Annotated in this window: 20 protein-coding genes; 2 read left to right on the top strand and 18 right to left on the bottom strand. The window is 64.2% G+C overall.

What is annotated here, in order from left to right:
• Nucleotides 1–33 precede the first annotated feature (33 nt).
• Complete coding sequence (locus ACOFKT_RS16850) at nt 34–453, bottom strand: GIY-YIG nuclease family protein (protein WP_419805146.1); 420 nt, start codon at nt 451–453, stop codon at nt 34–36.
• A gap of 12 nt (nt 454–465) precedes the next feature.
• Nucleotides 466–1,896 carry a dihydrolipoyl dehydrogenase gene (lpdA, locus tag ACOFKT_RS16845; RefSeq protein WP_419805145.1) on the bottom strand — a complete coding sequence of 477 codons (1,431 nt, stop codon included), beginning with the start codon at nt 1,894–1,896 and terminating at the stop codon, nt 466–468.
• A gap of 145 nt (nt 1,897–2,041) precedes the next feature.
• On the opposite strand from lpdA, the gene ACOFKT_RS16840 reads away from it, so the two are divergent.
• Nucleotides 2,042–2,578, top strand: a complete 537-nt coding sequence (locus tag ACOFKT_RS16840; protein ID WP_419805144.1) for a Uma2 family endonuclease — start codon at nt 2,042–2,044, stop codon at nt 2,576–2,578.
• 18 nt (nt 2,579–2,596) lie between these two features.
• On the opposite strand, the gene ACOFKT_RS16835 is transcribed toward ACOFKT_RS16840, so the two are convergent.
• The 3 genes from ACOFKT_RS16835 to ACOFKT_RS16825 form a co-directional block, all read right to left on the bottom strand.
• Nucleotides 2,597–2,851, bottom strand: a complete 255-nt coding sequence (locus tag ACOFKT_RS16835; protein WP_419805143.1) for a hypothetical protein — start codon at nt 2,849–2,851, stop codon at nt 2,597–2,599.
• A 121-nt stretch (nt 2,852–2,972) separates the two neighbouring features.
• A complete protein-coding gene (locus ACOFKT_RS16830; RefSeq protein ID WP_419805142.1) occupies nt 2,973–3,188 on the bottom strand; it encodes a hypothetical protein in 216 nt (71 codons plus the stop codon).
• A 161-nt stretch (nt 3,189–3,349) separates the two neighbouring features.
• Nucleotides 3,350–5,500 carry a hypothetical protein gene (locus ACOFKT_RS16825; RefSeq protein WP_419805141.1) on the bottom strand — a complete coding sequence of 717 codons (2,151 nt, stop codon included), beginning with the start codon at nt 5,498–5,500 and terminating at the stop codon, nt 3,350–3,352.
• Between ACOFKT_RS16825 and ACOFKT_RS16820 the strand changes: the two genes are divergently transcribed.
• On the top strand, nt 5,499–5,672 hold the full coding sequence (locus ACOFKT_RS16820; protein WP_419805140.1) for a hypothetical protein: 174 nt from the start codon (nt 5,499–5,501) through the stop codon (nt 5,670–5,672). The genes ACOFKT_RS16825 and ACOFKT_RS16820 overlap by 2 nt on opposite strands.
• Here ACOFKT_RS16820 and ACOFKT_RS16815 read toward each other — a convergent pair.
• From ACOFKT_RS16815 to ACOFKT_RS16755, 13 genes are all read right to left on the bottom strand, one after another.
• Entirely contained in the window at nt 5,642–6,652 is a 1,011-nt protein-coding gene (locus tag ACOFKT_RS16815; RefSeq protein ID WP_419805139.1) for a hypothetical protein, read from the bottom strand. The genes ACOFKT_RS16820 and ACOFKT_RS16815 overlap by 31 nt on opposite strands.
• The gene (locus tag ACOFKT_RS16810) at nt 6,649–7,143 is read right to left on the bottom strand and encodes a hypothetical protein (RefSeq protein ID WP_419805138.1); all 495 of its coding nucleotides are present in this window, start codon (nt 7,141–7,143) and stop codon (nt 6,649–6,651) included. The genes ACOFKT_RS16815 and ACOFKT_RS16810 overlap by 4 nt, the downstream gene beginning before the upstream one ends.
• Entirely contained in the window at nt 7,140–7,559 is a 420-nt protein-coding gene (locus tag ACOFKT_RS16805) for a hypothetical protein (RefSeq protein WP_419805137.1), read from the bottom strand. Before ACOFKT_RS16805 ends, ACOFKT_RS16810 begins: the two co-directional genes overlap by 4 nt.
• Nucleotides 7,556–8,164, bottom strand: coding sequence for a hypothetical protein (locus tag ACOFKT_RS16800; RefSeq protein ID WP_419805136.1), 609 nt, complete (start codon nt 8,162–8,164; stop codon nt 7,556–7,558). The genes ACOFKT_RS16805 and ACOFKT_RS16800 overlap by 4 nt, the downstream gene beginning before the upstream one ends.
• Nucleotides 8,165–8,343: 179 nt before the next feature.
• Nucleotides 8,344–9,315 (bottom strand): hypothetical protein, encoded by a 972-nt coding sequence (locus ACOFKT_RS16795; RefSeq protein ID WP_419805135.1) that lies wholly within the window; start codon nt 9,313–9,315, stop codon nt 8,344–8,346.
• Between the two features lie 103 nt (nt 9,316–9,418).
• Nucleotides 9,419–9,763, bottom strand: coding sequence for a hypothetical protein (locus ACOFKT_RS16790; RefSeq protein WP_419805134.1), 345 nt, complete (start codon nt 9,761–9,763; stop codon nt 9,419–9,421).
• Nucleotides 9,764–9,810: 47 nt separating this feature from the next.
• The gene (locus tag ACOFKT_RS16785; protein WP_419805133.1) at nt 9,811–10,533 is read right to left on the bottom strand and encodes a hypothetical protein; all 723 of its coding nucleotides are present in this window, start codon (nt 10,531–10,533) and stop codon (nt 9,811–9,813) included.
• A complete protein-coding gene (locus ACOFKT_RS16780; protein ID WP_419805132.1) occupies nt 10,514–11,794 on the bottom strand; it encodes a phage portal protein in 1,281 nt (426 codons plus the stop codon). The genes ACOFKT_RS16785 and ACOFKT_RS16780 overlap by 20 nt, the downstream gene beginning before the upstream one ends.
• Before the next feature lie 283 nt (nt 11,795–12,077).
• Complete coding sequence (locus tag ACOFKT_RS16775; RefSeq protein WP_419805131.1) at nt 12,078–12,479, bottom strand: hypothetical protein; 402 nt, start codon at nt 12,477–12,479, stop codon at nt 12,078–12,080.
• 40 nt (nt 12,480–12,519) lie between these two features.
• Complete coding sequence (locus ACOFKT_RS16770) at nt 12,520–13,422, bottom strand: DUF3037 domain-containing protein (protein WP_419805130.1); 903 nt, start codon at nt 13,420–13,422, stop codon at nt 12,520–12,522.
• Between the two features lie 276 nt (nt 13,423–13,698).
• On the bottom strand, nt 13,699–14,577 hold the full coding sequence (locus ACOFKT_RS16765; protein ID WP_419805129.1) for a HipA family kinase: 879 nt from the start codon (nt 14,575–14,577) through the stop codon (nt 13,699–13,701).
• Nucleotides 14,578–14,720: 143 nt separating this feature from the next.
• Nucleotides 14,721–16,217, bottom strand: a complete 1,497-nt coding sequence (locus ACOFKT_RS16760; RefSeq protein ID WP_419805128.1) for a terminase — start codon at nt 16,215–16,217, stop codon at nt 14,721–14,723.
• Nucleotides 16,214–18,436 carry a hypothetical protein gene (locus tag ACOFKT_RS16755; protein WP_419805127.1) on the bottom strand — a complete coding sequence of 741 codons (2,223 nt, stop codon included), beginning with the start codon at nt 18,434–18,436 and terminating at the stop codon, nt 16,214–16,216. The genes ACOFKT_RS16760 and ACOFKT_RS16755 overlap by 4 nt, the downstream gene beginning before the upstream one ends.
• Between the last annotated feature and the right edge of the window lie 59 nt (nt 18,437–18,495).

The following is an 18,495-nucleotide window of genomic DNA, read 5'->3' as shown; positions in this document are numbered from 1 at the left end:
CGAATGTGTTGTGGGGCGCCTTCGTCTCCATGCTCACATAAATTCAAGCATCGCCTGCCGAGTGTCATCTTCTTCAATCACAAAGCGTAGCTCCATCCGAGCAATCCGGCTTTTCGCATTTCGGAAAGCCATGTTGAACTCAGGTAGCTTCATTAAATCCTTGCGGCTGTTCTTCTTCGTGTAACTCGCCTTTAGAAAACCTGATTCCTGTCGTGCTAAGCGAAAAGCGAAGGCCGCTTTGTTTTCACCGCTAGACGAGTGGCAGTGGGCTTGGAAACGCTGACTAAGATTGCGCGTTCTGCCACAGTACAGAACCGATTTGCTTTCGGTGAAGATGTAAACGCCGCCTCTTTTCAGGCTCTTGATTTCATCAGGGCGCAGAGGAGCAGACTGCCGCAACACTTTGCACAAAGCAGGTAGTTCTGCAATTAAGGAAGCAAATTCGGCGTTCATCGAAGCACCCCTTTACGCGTTCAGGCTCATCCCCTTCACGCTCGCAAAGCCGTCCAAGAGGCTCTCGCTTAGCGTCGGGTGCGGGTGTTGCGTGAACATCAGCTCATCGATGGTCACCTCGGCTTCAATCGCCAGCACCGCCTCCTGAATCAGCTCCGTCGCGTACGGCCCGATGATGTGCACGCCCAGCACTTCACCGTAGGTCTCGTCCGCGATCACCTTCACAAAACCGTCGTGCGCGTTCAGGATCGTCGCCTTGGAATTGCCGGCCAGCGGGAACTTGCCGACCTTCACCTTCCATCCGTTCGCCTCGGCCATCTCGCGCGCCATCGCCTCGTTCAATCCAACGGAACCAATTTGCGGCTCGCAATACGTACACGCCGGAATGCGATTGCGCGTGACCGGCTTGTACGGCTTGCCCGCCATGTGCGCCGCGGCCACCGCGCCGGCCATGGCACCGCCGTGTGCCAGCAGCGGCAGACCGGCAACAATGTCGCCGATCGCGTACAGACCCGGCTCGGCCGTCTCAAAATGATCGTCCACCTTGACCGACGTGCGGTCCATCTCAACCTTTACGGTCTCCAAACCCACGTTCGCTGTGCGCGGCGCGCGGCCGATCGCGATCAGCACCTTCTCCGCTTCCAGGATCTGGTCCTTGCCATCCGACGTCTTGAAGTGCACCTTCGCGCCGCCATCCACCTTTTCGATCTTGTCCATCAGCGCTGAGGTGTGAAACTGGATGCCGCGCTTCTTGTACTGCCGCGCGAACTCCTTGGAGACCTCGGCGTCCTCCGCCGGCACCAGGCGATCGGCCATCTCAATGATCGTCACCGGCACGTTAAAGCTGTTGAAGACGCTCGCGAACTCCACGCCCACCGCGCCCGAGCCAATCACGGCCATCGACTTCGGCATCGTGTCCAGCGACAGAATCTCAACGTTGGTCAGAATCGTCTCGTCCGCCTGCAGCCCCGGGATCATACGGGCGTCCGAACCGCTCGCCAGGACGACCTTCTTTGCCAGCACCTGCGACTTCTGACCGTCGTTGTCCACGTCCACCGCGAACACGCCATCTTTGGCGCCGCCGCTCAGCTTGCCAAACCCGCGCACCGGTGTCACCTTGTTCTTCTTGACCAGGTAGTTCAAGCCATTAGTGTGCTTGGTGATGATCTCGTTCTTGCGGTTCAACACCTGCGGCCAGTTGATCGTGCCCTCGCCGATGCCGTCGATGCCATACATGCCGCCTTCCTTGGCATGGTCGAAAATCTCGGCGGAGAACAGCATCGCCTTGGTCGGCACGCAACCCACGTGCAGGCAGGTGCCGCCCAGCTTGTCCGACTTCTCAATCAGCGCGACCTTAAGCCCGTACTGAGCCGACCGAAACGCGCACGAATACCCCGCCGGACCACCACCGATCACGGCCACATCAAAGATCGTCTCTGCCACGAAAACTCTCCACTCTCACAGCGGCTCAGCGCCCGCGTTGGAGCGCTCCGCAACGGCGCAGACCTCGGCCCACGCCACTTCTCAAGTTTACGCTTCGCGTCAAATTCGGCGCATTCTGCTGCGGAAATGGCTTCATACTGTGTGAATGGCGACCACGGTTTATACACCCGTCGAGGAATACCTACGGACCAGCTACCGGCCCGATCGCGACTACTTGGAAGGCGAACTGGAGGAGCGGAACGTGGGCGAACAGTGGCACGGGCTGATCGAGAAAGTGATCGCAGCGGTTTTTTTTAATAATCGAAAGACATGGAAGCTCCGGTCCATCAACGAACAACGTGTCCAAGTCACGCCGACTCGCTTCCGCGTTCCCGACGTCTGCGTAGTTTCGTCGGAAACGCCCATCGAGCCTATCCTCCTCGCGCCGCCCATACTCTGCGTAGAGGTCCTCTCACCCGAAGACCGCTTCAGCCGCATTACCGAACGCGTGCAGGACTATACCGACATGGGAGTGCCGCACGTGTGGATCATCGATTCGGTCACGCGCAAGATCTGGATAGCCAACGGCAACGAGCGGCCGGTGCCCCTGCAGGGTGATGCACTCACCCTGCCCGGAACACTGGTCCGCATTCCCGTTGCCGAAATCTTCGCCGAGATCGACGAAGCTCCGCCCGCGCTTTAGCGACACCTGCGCTTCATCCTACTTCGCCCAGATGCTTGCGTTCAGGCAGGCCACCACACCATCGACAACGCTACCCAGGCCATGGGTGAAGTCGTCGGCGTTCACAATGTTCTTCGCCGCAACAGCGTCTGTCATCTTGATCGCCGAACTCACAATCTCCAGCGCGGCGTCACGCTTGTCCTGGCCCGTCTTGGCTCCATAGATCTGTTCGATGCCCTGAATCAGGCTCGGCAAAATAGCAATCCCACGCAGAAACAGCTTAAAGAAATTCATCCTTCTCCTTGTGCTTACCCGAATCAGTAAGCGGTTGCGTATGCGCTTGCAGTGGTTCCATCGGTGCTCGCTTTGCATTGCAAAGCACACGGGTGAAGCGCACAGGCAAGCGCACCCGCGGTTACTTGCGCAGCGTGTCCATCGCAAGGTGGAACACGGTCAAAGCCACGCTCATCGCACCACCCACGCCTTTCATGCGCTGCACCGTGCGCTCATGCCGATCCACGCGGTCTTCCAGCGCGTTCAGCCGTCCCGGCTGTCCCACGCCCAGCAGTGCATGCATCTGGCTTTTCAATGCGCTCAGGTCGCTCAGGACCTGCGATTCAAATTCCGTCATTTCCTCTCCTCCGCAGTTCAAGTCCACCCGTCGCCCTGTCGTTTCGACCCGGGGCAGGACAGCTCGACAGTCCTGCGGAGTGGAGAAACCTGCATCTTCGTCAGCATCGGATCCGCCACACTTTGCGGACCCGCTATGCTTTGCTGCCCACGACCTGCTGCTTACCCAACCGGCAAATGCGTGCTGATCAGGCTCGACTGCCCGGAGTACACGGGCGTCTCGCTGCCGTCATACATGCGCACGTAGAATCGCTCCGCAAACGCCGCGCGCGGCACGCTGAAGCTGCGCACCGGGCTGCGCAGCACCAGCTCGCTGTCGGCCGGCGCGCCCGGCTGGTCCGGCCCCCATCCGCCGTCGTGCCTGCGTACCTCAAATCCGCCACCCACCGGCGGTGTCGTGCCCGCGTCCACCTGCAGCGACGACGTACCCGCAACCATTACGGCGAGCTGTGGCAGAGCCGCTGTTGTGCTGACCGCATACACCGCCGCGGGCAGTGCCGCGGGCAGTGCCGCATCCGTCGCCGCACCCGCTTCGCTCCGAAAGCTCAGGCCGTTGTCTTTCCCCTGCGCAAAGGTGACGGCATACTGCAACGTCTCCGGCACGCTATGGCCGTCGCGAATCGTCACGCGTTCTACCGGCACGCGTACCGGCGTCCCCGCCAGGGGCAGCACAACCGCGTCGCCAGGCTGCACATCCCCCGTCGCCGCAGCGTTGGGCATGGAGCAGGTGCCACGAACCCCGTGCGCCGGATCCGCGTAGAAGCCAAGCAGCGCCTGTGCCGCCGCCGCACAATCGGCAGCGCTGCGTGGCGTGGGATCGGTAACGCGGCAGCTCGCCCTGCGCAGCCCCGGCAAGCCAAGCTGCGCCATCTGCGCCAACGCATCCGGGTTCTGCACGCGCGCCTCTGAGCGCTGCGCCAGTCGGTAGCGCACCGTCACCATGTCCCTTGCGTTGGGCACGCGTCCGCTGAAGAACTCAAGTTTCGTGCCGCTGATGCGGTAGTCCTCGCCCGTGTTCACCGCGCCCGGCCTCCGCACCGTCACAGAGCCGTCGGTCTGCGTGGTCGTAACCCACGCCGAGCCCTGCTGCTGAAGCGAGATCGCCGCCGCCGCCATCACGAGGCTCACCGAGTTCACCGGCGCAAACACCGCGCGCGCAACCGAACTGCTTACCGCGCCCGCGTACAGCACCGTCGCGGGTGTGCTGCTTGCCAACCCCTCGTCCAGCGCCTCGATCACCATCTGCATCGGCGCGTCCACAAGGCCGCCGCCCCACGTCTGCACCGCGCCTTGGACCACGGCCTGGTACGGCTGCATCACACGCTGCATCTCCGCGCAGTGCAGCCGCGCCCGCAACGTGTAGCGATGGTTCGCGGCCCAGGGGAACACCGTGCCAACCTCAACACCGTTCACCAGCGCGACCAGGCTTTGTGCGCCGCCCGCGGCTTTCACCCGGATGCCCGCGAAGCATGTTGGAACGGTGACGACGTTGCCATACATGCCCAACAGAACACCGTCGCTTCCCGGCTGCATCACAACGCCGCGCATTTCCGCGGACAGTGTGCCGCCGAGTTCGACCAGTTGCTGCGCGGCCATAAACGTCTGACCGTCGAAACCGTTGCCGCCGGTCAGCCGCAGCCCGCCCGTGCCCAGCCCAATGTGCTGCCCTGCATCGACGAAACGCCAAACATCACTGCGGAACTGCGTGCCCGTGAAGCTGTCCGTCAGCAGCGTATTGCTGCCGCTGGGAATGAACGGCTTTGCCGTGAGCGTGAACACGGCGGTTGTGCCGTCGCCCTGAAACAGTTCCGTCACATACGTCACTGGTTCCTCAGCGCCTGTCACCAGCAGGTCGTCCGCGCGCTCCTCGGCACTCGTCGCGCCCTGCGATGCAAGAACGATCGCGTTCTCATCGAAGCTCACCACGTGCGCCGCCGCGTGCGCCGGCTGCAGACCCGTATCCGGAGCGATGTTGGCCAGGAACGCGTCCTCCACCGCCTCCAAGAGCATCGGAGCGTCCGCGTTCGTCAGCGCCATCGCACGCTGCGGTCGCGCTACGATCGTGCCGGAAAACAGCTGCGCTCCAGCACCGCTGCGCAGCACCACACGGCAGCCCTGCCGCGGCGGCGGCAAGCCGGCGGGTGATGGATTCAAGGCGCCGCGGCAGCGTGTGTACTGCCCGCGCTGCCGTTCGATCGTAATGGCTTCAACGTTCTTTTGATGGTTTGAATGACCGGACAGCGCGGTTGCAACCAGCGCCGCCGTGTAGTCCTGCGGGCCGAGCCCGTCCCCGAAGTCCAACCACAATCGCATGGTCTCCCTTTCTTTGCCGCGGCTTTTAGCCGCCGAGGTAGAAACACGTTTCCACCATCCCAGCGGCTTAGCCGCCGAGGTGACGACCTATGATCCGTCGGCGTTTTTCGTTCGCGATGCAATCGGCGGCCAAACCACTCACTACCACGTGCGCGACGGCGCGGGCAGGTAGCTCCGGGAACAAAGCACCGCGTCGCCGTCGTTTGCGTCGGTCACGGGCAGGGCCACGAAGTTCGCCTCCAGCCGCCAGCGCTCCAGGCCCGCAGCCAGTTCCTGCCGCGTCTCCGTTGCACCCGCCGCGATCTGCAGCCGCGGGTAGTGCAGCAGCACGCGGTCACCCGCGACCCCGTCCGCGACAAACAGCGCGGACCACTCGCTCAAAAAGCTACCGCCGACGCGATCCACGAAACCCTGAACGACGCTCACCTGCGTCGCGCCAGCGGGTATGCCAGCGGGCAACGGCGCGACCAAAATCAGCAACTGCGCCGTGTCCGCCGCGTTTGGATCAGGCGCAACGCTGCTGACGCGTGCCAGGTTGAAGCTGACGCGCCGCAGGTAGTGCACGTCGTTGTGAACGCGTGCGGCATCCGGCACATACGCGCTCGCGACCGGCGAGCCCAAGAATCCGGTCTGCCCGGCGTAGTCCGCATCCACCACGATCAGGTCGCCCGCGTTTACCGCAAAGCTTTGCGGCACACGAAGCGCCGTGTCTGTGGAGCCGCCCAGCACCGCGGCGCTGTCTGCCGTGCCTCCACTGTCGGCTGCCGTGAAGATCGCCGCAGTGCGCAACAGATTCATCTGCTGCGACCCACTCGACAGCGCCATCGCCAGCTTCGACCAGGCCGCGAACGCACATCGCAGCGAAGCTCCGCTGCTTGATCGCGCGCGTGTGCCGATGCTCGCCGGCGCGCCGTTCCATATCTCGGTGAATGTTCCCGTGTCGTTCCTCTCCAGCGCAGTGACAGCGCCAAGGGCAAGCCAACCGGCCGGCGGCGCGCTCACGGCAAAGCGGCCCTGACGCGCGGGGTCAAACACCCGTGGTCCCAGACCGCTGCGGTCTACCGGCGCGGCAAACATCCGCACGCCCCCGCTGACCACCGGCGATACACCTGGCGCCAACACCGCTTGCGGCAACACCATCGCATCGCTCATGGCTCCCTCCACGCAAACACTTCAACCGCGCACAGCATGCGCAGCTCGCCCGGTGTCTCTTTCACCTGCTCACCTGCGGCTGTGCTCCAGAACACAGGCGTTGCCGCTTCAATCGCCGAGGCACCGGCGTGGCTTGTCTTCACGGCCTGCCCTGGCGCCAGCATCACGTCCAGTTCGGCGCGCATCGCCGCCAGCGTGCGGCCCCGGTCCATGCCGGCCACCTCCGGCGAACCCGCCGTGCTCACGCGAATCTCGCAGCGCGCATGCTCCAGCGGTATCGCCTCGCTCGTATCCACGGCGGTGGCGAACCAGTGCAGCACAAACGTATCCAGTGGCGGGTTGCCATCGCCCGGCTGCAATTCGTTTTCCGCAACCACCACGGCCGGCCGCACGGCGCCTCGCACCGTCGTGGTGCGGTCGGGGTTCAACACCGCCAATTGGTTCCGCAGCGCGACATAGAAGCTGTCCTTCGCATCCTGAAACGTCGTCATGCGCGCACCTCCGCATTCGCTTCGCGCAGGAACAGCCGGTACAGGTAGGCCCGGCCGTGAACCTGCAGCGCCTGCAGCTCGCGCAGCAGAAGCGCGTCGCCGCCCACCTGCACAAAAGCCGCGCCCTGCAGCGTCAGCTTCGCCGCATCGGCATCGCCGACGCCCAGTGCGGCTTCCAGCGTGGCGGCGCTGACCAGCAGTTCGCGTGAACCATTGCTGCGCTGGCGCACCACGCACGGGGTCAGCGCGATGTCGTGAAACTCCGGCGAGGGTAGGCCCAGTTCTTCCTCCAGCGTCGCCGCCAACGGCGGCGAGGGCAGGCGCACCAGCGCCGTCGCCCGTCCCAACGCAGCCGTCGCGGCGGTGGCGGCGGCACGTGCTCCCGCTGCACCCGTTGCGTTCTCGGGCGCGCTCATCCGAGCCTCGTCGCGCAGTACGGCTGCAGCAACCGCTTCACGTCGCTGTCCAGCAGCGTGTTGCTGAAGTAATCCATCTCCAGCGCGTCCACATGCTGCCGTTTCACGTTCAGCCCCGGCGTGGCCTGCGCATTGCGCACAATCTGCGCGCATGCCATCTGCACCGGCGCGGGCACTGTGTCGTAGCCCGCGGTATAGGTGATCTCCGCCTCATCCATGGGAACGCCGAGCAGGTTCGTAGGCACTTCCACCTCACCGTCCGCGGCCACCGCGATCGTCGTTGGATTGATCGTGTTCCACGTTCCGCCCAGGCCAAACGCCATTGCGTCTGCCTGCAGTTGCGTGAACTGCGCCGCGTAACGCGTGTCCGGCCGAAGCCGGCGCATCCGCGTGCGGCACGCCGTAATGGCACTCACCGGCCCATAGCTGAGCCGCAGCGTGCGCCCGTCGCGCGCAAACCGCAGGCGCTCCACGCACGTCGTGGAGCCCAGCGAGGCGCGGCGGCAGAACGCATCAATCAGCGCGCTTGCCGCCGCAACCAGCGAGTCCGGCGTGTCATCGCTCAGGCCGTAGCGCACGTAGTCGCCCGGTTCCAGATACACCATGCACCCTCCTTTCCGGGTTGGTTCAAAAGGAAGCGGCGACGCCTTCTCGTCGTTCGCTTCTCGCGTTCTTCGCTTTCGTCATTGCAAACGAGAGCGACGAATCACGAGAGCAACGAGAAGGCGTGCGCCGCATCGTTAAACAATCATCGAATTAACGCAAACCGCCTCGATTCGGGGTTCTACCGATCCACCAGCACCTGGTAGTGCGCATAGTTGGCGCCCTTGACCACCAGGCCGCCAAACTTGACCACCACATATTGCGAGGCCAGCGAACCGGGCGTTCCGAGCTGGAACACGCGCGGGTTCGGGTCCGTCAACCAGTGGTACTCGATCATGTCTTCCGTCACGATGTACGCCGGCAGCACCGCCGAACCGGAGCCCGGCGTTCCGGTGTATCCCAGCGTCCACTCGGGGATGAGCGGGATGTCGCCCGCCTGCGTGGAAAGCATCTTGACCGTGATGCCGCCCGCGATTTCCTTGGTGTTCAGCACCACGTTGAACGCGGTCTTCATCTCGCGGTCGATCAGGTCCAGCAACACCGGGTTGGCGTAGATCGCGGTGGGGCGCACGGCGTAGTTGCTGTTGGCCACCATCAGCGCGATGGTCGTCTTGAACGCGTCCACAATGCTCTGGTTCGCGCCCACCGTGACGGTGTTGCCACCGGCCACAATCTGCGCCGCCGCACCGTAATACTGTGCCGTCGTCGGCGTGGACAGCGAGGTATCCGATCCGTTCCACAGAGCCACATCGTGGGTGCGCATCACGCCTTCCACGGTGTCGTGCAGATCCTTCGCCTGCAGGTAGGCGAACTGCGACTGCTGCGCGCCGATCTCCATGTCAAACAGGTTGTAGTTCAACTGCGCGACCAGCGCCTTCAGCGGCACGCTGCGCTCCACGCGGTTCGGTGAAACCACCGGCGCCACAATGTTGCGCGGATCGACAAAGCCCGCCGCCAACGAAGGCGAAGGAATTCCGGTCTCCTCAAAGAAACGCGAAGGATGACCCGTGGCCGGCACCGACTTGATGCGCTGACCGAAAGCACCGCGGCGGCGGACGATGTCGGTGATCTCCGATTGGTACTGCGGTACTTCGATCGCGCCCGGTCCAATGTAGTCGGCGGCGGCGTGCAGGTCACGAAACTGTGCAATCATTCTGCTTTTCTCCTGAAAAATGCGATCGGCGCGCCCATTCGGGTCCGCGCCGTTTCCATGCTTGTTTGATTGTTTGAATGGTGCTTCTCGGCGGAGCGGGCGTCTACAGCAATCCCGCGCGCAGCAGGCCCGACTTCACGGCGATGCGCTGCTCCACGCTCAGGCTGCGGAGCGCGACGTCCACGCTACCTTCGTTGACCGGCTCCGCGCCTTTCGCCAGCAGGTGTGGCGCATACGATGCCTGCGTCTTGCGGCCGGCCGCGACAGGAACCGCCGCACCTGCCGGCGCTGAGGCGTTCACCGTGCGCAGGTCGCCGATGGCGGCTTCCAGCTCGCGGATGCGGCGCTCCAAATCTTCCACGCGGGCATCGCCCTGTGCGGCGACTGTCTCCTCTGAAGTTTCCGCAACCAGTGCTTTCACTTCGCTTGCATTCATCTCTTCTTGCATCGTTCTCCTCATGTGTTTGCAAAGGCGGGACAAGGAAAAGAGCGCAGCTAAAGCTGTGCCCTTCCCGCTTCTTGCCGCGTAGCCGCCGGTATGGGCTGCATCGCCGCGGCACGTGGGCGCTCCATGTGCCGGGCTGGCTGGCGGACGGCATGCGTGCGCTGCGGCCTGGCCGCCGCGGCCATCTGCTCCGCTGCTTGCTCGTCGCGAACCACGCGAAAGCTGGTGTTGCGATACGCGGCTTTGGACCGCAGCAGGATCGCGGCGCCTGTAAACGTCACGCGATTCAGCTTCCACTCGGCCGCGCGCATGTCGTCCACATGAGCATCGGCGAGTTCATAGCTCATGCCCAGAACTTCGTCACCGTGCGCGTGAATTTCCTCCATCATGTCGGACCAGTCGCGGGCGAACAGGTAGCCCTCCACGCGAACATCGTTGCCGTCGAGTTCCGCGGCCGTGATGATGCCGCACTTCTGCTTTGCGTCGTGACCGTCCCAACCGCTCTTCCAGTCCACCGCCATACCCAACAGGCTGGGCAAAGCGGCTTCCGCGGCGGCGCGCGTCAGAACGACGCGATGCCCGCGAGCGCCGCTGGGAGCCTTGTCGCTGGGCTCATCCACCCGCGTCAGCACACCGGAAAAAGGCACCCGGTTGGGGTGCCCCGTGACCTCGGGAAAACGAACCGCCATCGCGTTCACCCGGCCGAGTGCCCGGTGCATCGTCCCACGCGGCGCGCGGTGGTTGGCAGCGATCTCAGTGATTCCGGTCTGCATCGTCCTCCTTGGTTTGTGGTTGTTCTCCGGCAGGTTGCAGCGGCGGCAAACCGCGCTGTGCCCGCACTTCGTCCACCGTCAAGATGCCTGCCTGCAGCAGCTGCACTTGCAGGTTGATCTCGGTGGCTTCGTCGCGCGCTTCCGTGACGAACTCAAACTGGAACTCGCTCCAGCCCAGGGCGCGATCGAAGACATCGCGCGTGATGTGCTCCGCCAACAGCGAAGCAACGGGTAAGACCGCGCTTTCGAAGGCCTGCGCGCTCATCTCCGTCGCCGTCGACCGGTTCACGTCTTCCTGCAGTCCCAGAAACATGGGCGGCATGTCGAACGCGTTCGCGATCACGCGAATCAGAAACTGCTGCCATTCCAATCGCAGGTCCGCATCCGTTCCCTGGCCAAAGCGCAGCACCTCCGGCTTCGAATCCGTCGACAGGATCGGCACCTGGCCGGTTCCCTCGACCTCGTCTTGCCACCAGCGGATCAGCCGCTCGTGCTGCGCGGGCGTCGCTTCGTCCAGCCACAGCGCGTACTGCACGACGCTGTTCGACGCCAGCCGGCCGGCATAGCGATGCGCGCTCAGGAACTGGTTCACCGCATCGAATGCCACCTCCACGCGGCCCAGGCCCAGCGGCGTGTGCGTGCGCGGGTTCAGCCGGATGTACATCAGCTCGCGGTCCAAGAGCGGCTGCGCATCCGTCAGGCTGAACGGATTGGCCGCGTGCGCATACCGCGGCACATCCGGGTCGCCGTTCCATGCGGCGTCCACCTGAATCGTTGCGCCGTCAATGGGCCAGAGCCGCAGCGGCGCGCCGGGGTTGCCGGTGTGCTCGATCTCCACCGATCCGAAGCCTCCCACCATCACGTCTTCCAGCACCGGCTCCATCAGGGTGCGGAAGCTGTCCTGCGGGTTGGGCGCGTCCATCAGCCGGCGCAACACCGCCAGCCGCGCTTCTCGTTCCGGGGTCTTCTCGATGTGCGATTTCAGCCCCACCTGCCATCGCATGTTGACCACGCGATCCTTCACCAGGTTGATGGCGCGACGCACTATCGGCTGCTCCGCCATGCGCCGCAGGTTGGCCGCGGTCGGCTTGGGCAGCGCGCCCACGCCCTGCGGCCGCCACGGCTGCAGCACCGCCGGCAGCGCCCGCGCGGATGGTGGCGCAGCATGTGCGCTCACCTGCGCCGGGTTGGCGATGAGCTGCGCTGAATTCTTCTCTCGCAGGGTGCGCAGTGCACCTTGCAAACGGGTTACAGCACCCAAATGCTTTCTCCTTTCTTGTAGAAACAGGAAAGGGCGTGACCGAAGCCACGCCCTTAGAAACATGTTGCGTTTACCGTTTAGATCATTCCGTGAGGTCTCATGAGAACCGCTGATACTCCGCCAGCGATAACTCCTCCAACAGCACCGAGCAATCCGACTTCTGGAGCTGCAAACAGAAGGACCGCCGCAAGCAGGGCGGTCAGCATTGCTGCAACCGTGCGAGCACCTAGACGGGAAAACGCCTGTTGCAACGTCGCGCTGCTTCTCGTTTGAAGTGCATCCCTCATATCAAACCTCTCGTCTTCAATTTGACGAAGCCGTAGAGCATAAAGATTCCTAGGCTGTTCGCAAAGAAGCACAACATGAACAGCTGCATTTTGCTCTTCTGTTCACGCGGTTGCCAAGTCTGATGGATTCCAGCCTGAAAGAAAAGCATGACTACAGCACCAGCCACCAGAACTGCTGTCCAGACCATGCTCTGCTCATTCGGATGGGACGCCTTAGCAATGTCGAGGAAGTTTACCAGCGTGGAAGCCAGAAAGTACACGGTAAGATCAATGCCCAGATACCAATGTTCTCTTCGGAAATCCTTTCCATCTACTAACTTGCGAATAAAACCAGTCATCACAAGCAGAATCAGCGGAATGAAGAACGCTGCCCAATATGCTAGTCCCTCGATGTTCATCGGCGAAAGGCCAGTGTAGATGATAAGCCTCCGTGGAAATCTACACCCGCAGCTCGCGCCTGGCGGTTTCGGCAACGCGCGCCAGATCGTTGAGTGTGACTACGCGGATCGCGGCTTCCTCCATCGTCTCCACGCCGAAGCGGTAGCGATCGGCAGCTTCGGAGTCGTCCCCGGTGATGCTGCGCAGAGGCTCGACGACGGCGGCGAGGTCCAGCGCGGCGCGCTCGACCCGCTCCACGCCCGCGCGCAGCCGGCCAGCCGAGTAGCTCAGGACCTTGGCAGCTTCCAGGTCGCCGTCCAGCGAAACTGCCTGGAAGATGCGAACCGTGCCGGTGGAAACACCCGTGCCGCTCGACAAAACTGTGCCAACCGCTTGCGCCGCGTCGGTGTGCTGCCCGCTTTGCGGTGCAAAGCGATACCCACAATCCAGCCGCAGCGGGTCGCCCGGCCGCGTGTACTCGCTGGCCGCGATGCGCTTGCGCATCAGATCCCACACGCCCGCGCGCTCGAACTCGCCACGCATGGTGTTCACGATTGCCGCGCGCCCGCTCACCCGCCGAGTCTTCTTCTCGCGCAGGGGCTCCACGTAGAGCCGCATCAGCTGCTCCATCTCCGCCGCGACCGACTCGGCCAGCGCGCCGCGTCCCTCGCTCATCTGCACCGTGGTCGACAGCGATTCCTCCAGCAGCTGCATCGCGGGCTTGGACGCGTAACCGCCCTCGCGAATGCGCACCGCCAGTTCGGCCTCCATGGACTCCAGCAGCGCCGTGTCGGCGTCCGGGTCCATGCAGCGCACGCGGCTCCAATCGCGCGTCAGCTTCACGCGCGTGGTGTCCTCGCGCCCGGCCTCGCGCAACAAGACGCCGATGTTGATGAACTCGTTCTTCACCGCGTCCGGCACATAGCGGAGCAGAAAGAACTCGCATGGAATCCGTGATGGCATCTTTTTGCTCCTTTCTGATGTGCTGTGTTCGTGGTTCGTTCTTCGTTCTTCGTTGCTCGTTCTTCGTGGTTCGTTCTTCGTCGCTCGTGATTCGTAATTCGTAATTCGTCGTGTGATTCGTTGTTCCAAAACCGAACCGCCGATCGTTGCTGCTCGTTGTTCATCTCTCCCACGAGAGAACCGAACCACGAATCACGAGAGAACCGAGAGAACCGAACCACGACCCACGAGAGAACCGAATCACGAATCACGAGAGAACCGAACCACGACAGCCCGCTACATCACATACTTCGCCACCGTATTAGACAGCATCGCATCGCCCCCGAACTGCTCCGGCACCGCGAACTTCTTCGCCGTGCCCCAATTTGGGAACGGTCGCCGGTCCGAGTCGCGAAACGCCTCGATCAGCTCGCGCACCCGGACCCGCCGCGCCCCAAGCTGCTCGATCAACTGTTCCAGCGGCCCCATGTCACCGCCGTACCACTCGGGCGGCGCCTCCTCCGCGACGCGGAAGAGCGCATCCGCCTCCAATGCCTCAATGCGGCCAAGCCACGGCTCAAAATTCTCCCACCCCGTAACCGCCTCGTACACGCGGTTGCGCGCATACACCCCGCGCAGCGGAGCATCCGGAAAGCTCCATCCGCCCGCGTTGAAGCAGAAGCCCTGATCGATAAACGTGGCCCGGTACCTGCGCTCGCGCGGCTTGCGATGAAACACCGCCTGCCGCCCGTTTGCGTTCCCCGTCCACTTGTCCAGGCACAGCATGCCGGCGAACTCCGCGACGTTGCGCACCTCCGGCAGCATCTCCTCGGGAAGGTAGTCCACCACCTGCCCGGGCATCAGGCCGCCCACAAACAGCGACCCAAACGCCAGCCCTGCGGAACACCGCACCCGCTCACCCCGCGCTGTATCGACCCACATGTCCGGCGAGTTCTCAACCAGCCACGCGCTCACATCCACCACATCGGTCTGCGGCACCGTCAGCCCGATCGCCTCGGCCAGCCGCGTCGCGATCAGCTCATTCGCCAGCACGCGCTCGCCCTGCGGATTATTCCGGAACTTCACCACCCACAGCCGCCCATCCGCGCCCAGCATCAACTGGCTCTGCGCTCCGCCACGCATGCGCCGAATGGTTTGGACCGCCGTAACCGCCACGAACCGTCTCCCTGTTCAGGATAGCCGGTACGATCGGCTCACTCGTGCTTCGGGCCGTTGCGGCTGTCGTGGTGGCACAAGGGCGACGATCCACGAATCACGAGAGAACCGACTCACAAATCACGAAAGCGAGAACGCGGCGATCAACGATCGAGCTCCCGCCGCACCGCCTGCGCAATCGCCATCGCCAGTACCAGGTCATCGTGCGCCCCGGCGGCGGCTTCCATGCGGCCGTTCTTGTCCACAAAGCTGCGGCACTCCTCCAGCAGCCGGCGGCTGCGCAGCATCTGCGATTTCGTACTCAGCAGCACCTGCAGCGCGCCCAGCATGGCGTTGCGCGAGCTCGACGTGGTCAACCACCCCAGGTCCCCATCGTCGCCCCGGTACACATTCAGCCCTTTCTCCCCCTCCAGAAAGGCAAGCACCGCCGCGCCGTGATTGTTGCGCTCCACCGCCAGCAGCGCGCCGTTGTACTCACGCGCCAGCAGCGCCGCATGCTCCGCAAGCTTCTGCGGCGGCCATCGCGCCTGCAGCTCCGCGCACTGCACGCCGCTCGCGCGGTCGATCACCTCCAGCGTGCTGAAGTCGCCCTCCTCCTTGCCGCCCGCGGGGTCAGCCGCAACAATGTACCGCCGTCCCGGCTGCATGCAGAGGTAGATTTCGATCCGGCCGTTTTCTCTCCGCTCGACCGGCTCATCCAGCGCCCCCAACCGCTCCAGCAGCGGCCCCGACTCAAACACGCACGCCCCGCTCTCGCGGAAACACGTCGCCGGGTCTTCCGCGAACTCCTGCAGCCGCAGCGGACCAAAGCGCTCCGCCAGCTCGCGCCGGAACGCAATCTGCTCCATCCGCAGCGCCGCGGGCCCATGCACCAGCGCAAGCTCTTCATCGCTCAGCGACGCCGCATCGACCACCACGCCCGACACATACGCCGGCTCGGTCCACCACGGAAAGAAGTGGCGCGTCACACCATGCCGCTCCGCAGCCGTCCACTGCTCGTAAAAGCAGCCGAAGGCGCCGTTGGGCGTCGACTCCATGACCAGCTCGCCGCCGGGAGCGAGCGCCGCGCGCAGGCCGGCCAGCGTCTCCGCCGCGTCACCCTGCCATCGCGACAGCTCGCTCACGTGCAGTTGCTGCACCGTCAGGCCGCGGCCCGCATTGGGCTCGGCCGCGCTCACCACGCGGATCTCCGAGTCGTTCGCGGCGAAGACCATCTCCCCGGCATTGTTGCGCGCGAGTTTTGCCGTGCCTTTCTGCATCGCCTCGGGCAGGTTCGCCCACATGCGCCCCACCATGCGAAACAACGCGGTGGCCGCCTCGCGGGTGTGCGCCACGTGTACCGTGACGGTGCCCGGCACCGCCATCGCTTGCAGAAAAAAGCGCCCCGCGATCCATGTGCTCAGCCCCATCTGCCGCGCCTTCAACACAATGCTCTCGCGCACATGGTTATGCTCAAACAAGCACTGCGCCGCGTTGGCAACCAGCGGTTCCAACCCGCCGCGCTTGGTGCGAATGCGCAGAAGCGATGCCGCCATCGCGATGCGGCCCTCCGGCGTCTGCATCAGGGCACGCCAAGCCAGCCCGTCTTCGGGCGGCGGACCGGCCCGGCTGTCCTCGCTCCAATCCTCCTCGTGCGTCACATCTGCATCCAGTAGTTGCCGGGCGCGGCCGGGTTGCCGTTAAACGTCGCCCGGAAGCGAACGCAGCTGTTCGGCGCCACCGTCACACTCGTTCGCCCGCTCACGTTGCTGAACGGGAAATCCGTCGGCGCGTTCAGCGTCAGTGCGTTGCTCGTGGACGACGACACGTTGCAGTAACTGATCTCGCGGCCCGTCTGCCACATGGCGCTCCACAGCGTCAGCGCCACGGCACCGTTGGTCGGGTCCGCATAGCGCCCGCCATCCGCGCAGGTCAGCGTCGCGTTCGCCGTCAGAACTGTGCCGTTCAAGTTTGCGGCGTTCGATCCGTCGATACCGTTCAGCACACACGCCAGCGCCTGCGCCATGCGTGTCTGGCCCGCGTTGTACAGGTGCAGGTTGTCCCAAAAGAACGTGCACGCGGTCGTAATGGTGCCGCCCGCATTGCAACTGCTTGCGCCCGGGTTCATGCTGGCGCCGGTCGCGCCCAGCACCGGGTCGCTGCCAACATCCACGTAGCCCACAAACTTCGACGCCCTCCATCCACTGCGCTGCACGGCGTTCATCGCCTGCACCACCGCATCGCAGTTCTGGTTGCCGTTGCAACCGCTGCCGCCGCGCGAGGTCACGCCGACCAGCACAGGCCGCAGCCCGGCCTGGGCGCGTGAGTTTGCCCACGCCGTCTGCAGGCTCCACACGAACGGGTACGTCGTCGCGGTGTTGAAGTTGTTCGTCGCCGTTGCAAGCACCGCCAGGTTCTGGCCGAAGTTCGATGTGCCCTGCGGATCCACCAGCACCGGCGCGGCCGCAAGCGTGTCCTGCATCCATGCCGAGGGCACGCCGAAGTTCGACACCGCATAGGTGTTGTTCAGCAGCGCCGGCAACAGCGCCATGTAGCTGTTCGGTGACGTGCCACCGCCTGACGTGGTGCACCTGCCATCGCTGATGCCGTAGCCGCACATAATGCTGTCGCCCTGGCCGATCAGCCTGGCGAACATGCTGGGCACCTGCGGCTGGCCGGGAAAGGGTGCGCCCTTGGCCATCGCGTATTGCCGCAGCGCCAGCGACCGCTTCGCCACCACCGCGGCAGAGTCGCTGGTGGAGTAGAACGCCGCCGCCCAGTACGCCACGCCCTGCGGAAACAAACCGCTGGCGTTCGTGGGCTGACCCAGGCGGTAGTTAAAGCTGCCGGCTGTCTGCACGTTGTAGCAGGACGCTGTTCCACTTTGCGTCACCAGCGGAACGCCATCCAGAAAGAACGTCCCCGCGCCACTGGAAGGGCAGCTCAGCGCCACCACGTGGGTGCCCGAGAACACGTCGCCGGTGAACACCTGGCTGCTGTACCCCGGCGTGCCGTACGACAGCGAGTACGTTCCCGGCAGGGCTGACTCGGGCGCGAACGGTCCATAGATCGGATTCTTGGTATTGATTAACAGACCGGCAGACGTCGTCGCCGTGCTGCTCAGGATCGTGCTCAGATTGGTGCTCTGGTACGCGCTCTGGCCGCCCGGCGTCGTCGGCATCGTGACCACCAGGTAGTACGTGTTCGTCGCGTTCAGCGCCGCGGGCCAGTCAAGCCCCTGTGCGGTGCTGGTGAACTGGTAGCTGACGCCGCTGCGCACCGGGGCCGTCGCAATCACGCCGTGGTTGCCGTTGCCGGAGTAGTCGAGCAGGTTGCCGCCTGTCTCGTCGAACCGGTACAGACCGAGCAGGCCCGCCGTGTCCATAACCAGCGGCTGCAGGTTCGCAAGCGGGATCGCCGGCAGGCGCGCCGCGTTCAGCGTGCCGCTACTAATGTTCGCCGCGTTGGTCGTGTCCGTCGTAGCGCTCGGGGCAAGACCGGTCACGCTCGCCGCAGGGATCGCCGGCAGGCGCGATGCGTTCAACGTGCCGCTCGTAATATTCGCCGCGTTGGTCGTGTCCGTCGTCGCGCTCGGGGCAAGGCCGGTCACGCTCGCCGCGGGGATCGCGGGCAGGCGCGATGCGTTCAACGTGCCGCTCGTAATATTCGCCGCGTTGGTCGTGTCCGTCGTCGCGCTCGGGGCAAACGCAGTGCCGTTGGTCTTGGTGCACGCAACCGCGCCGGAGCTGGTCGCCGTGCAGTCACCACCGGTGGGCGACGGCAGACCGAGCGTCTGCGCTTCCAGCACCGCCCCGCACAGCAGGGCTGCCGCAAATACAAAGGGCAGCCATTTGGCTGCCCGCACTGAAAACATTTGCAACGTGTGTCTCCTTTCGCCCGGCGCGGGGCTGCTGTCGTTCCAACTGTTGTTGAAACGTT

Source organism: Terriglobus sp., from assembly GCF_965201105.1.
Classification (GTDB): Bacteria; Acidobacteriota; Terriglobia; order Terriglobales; family Acidobacteriaceae; genus Terriglobus.
Note: the sequence above shows the minus strand (reverse complement) of the source record. Positions and strands in the feature narration are given on the sequence as shown.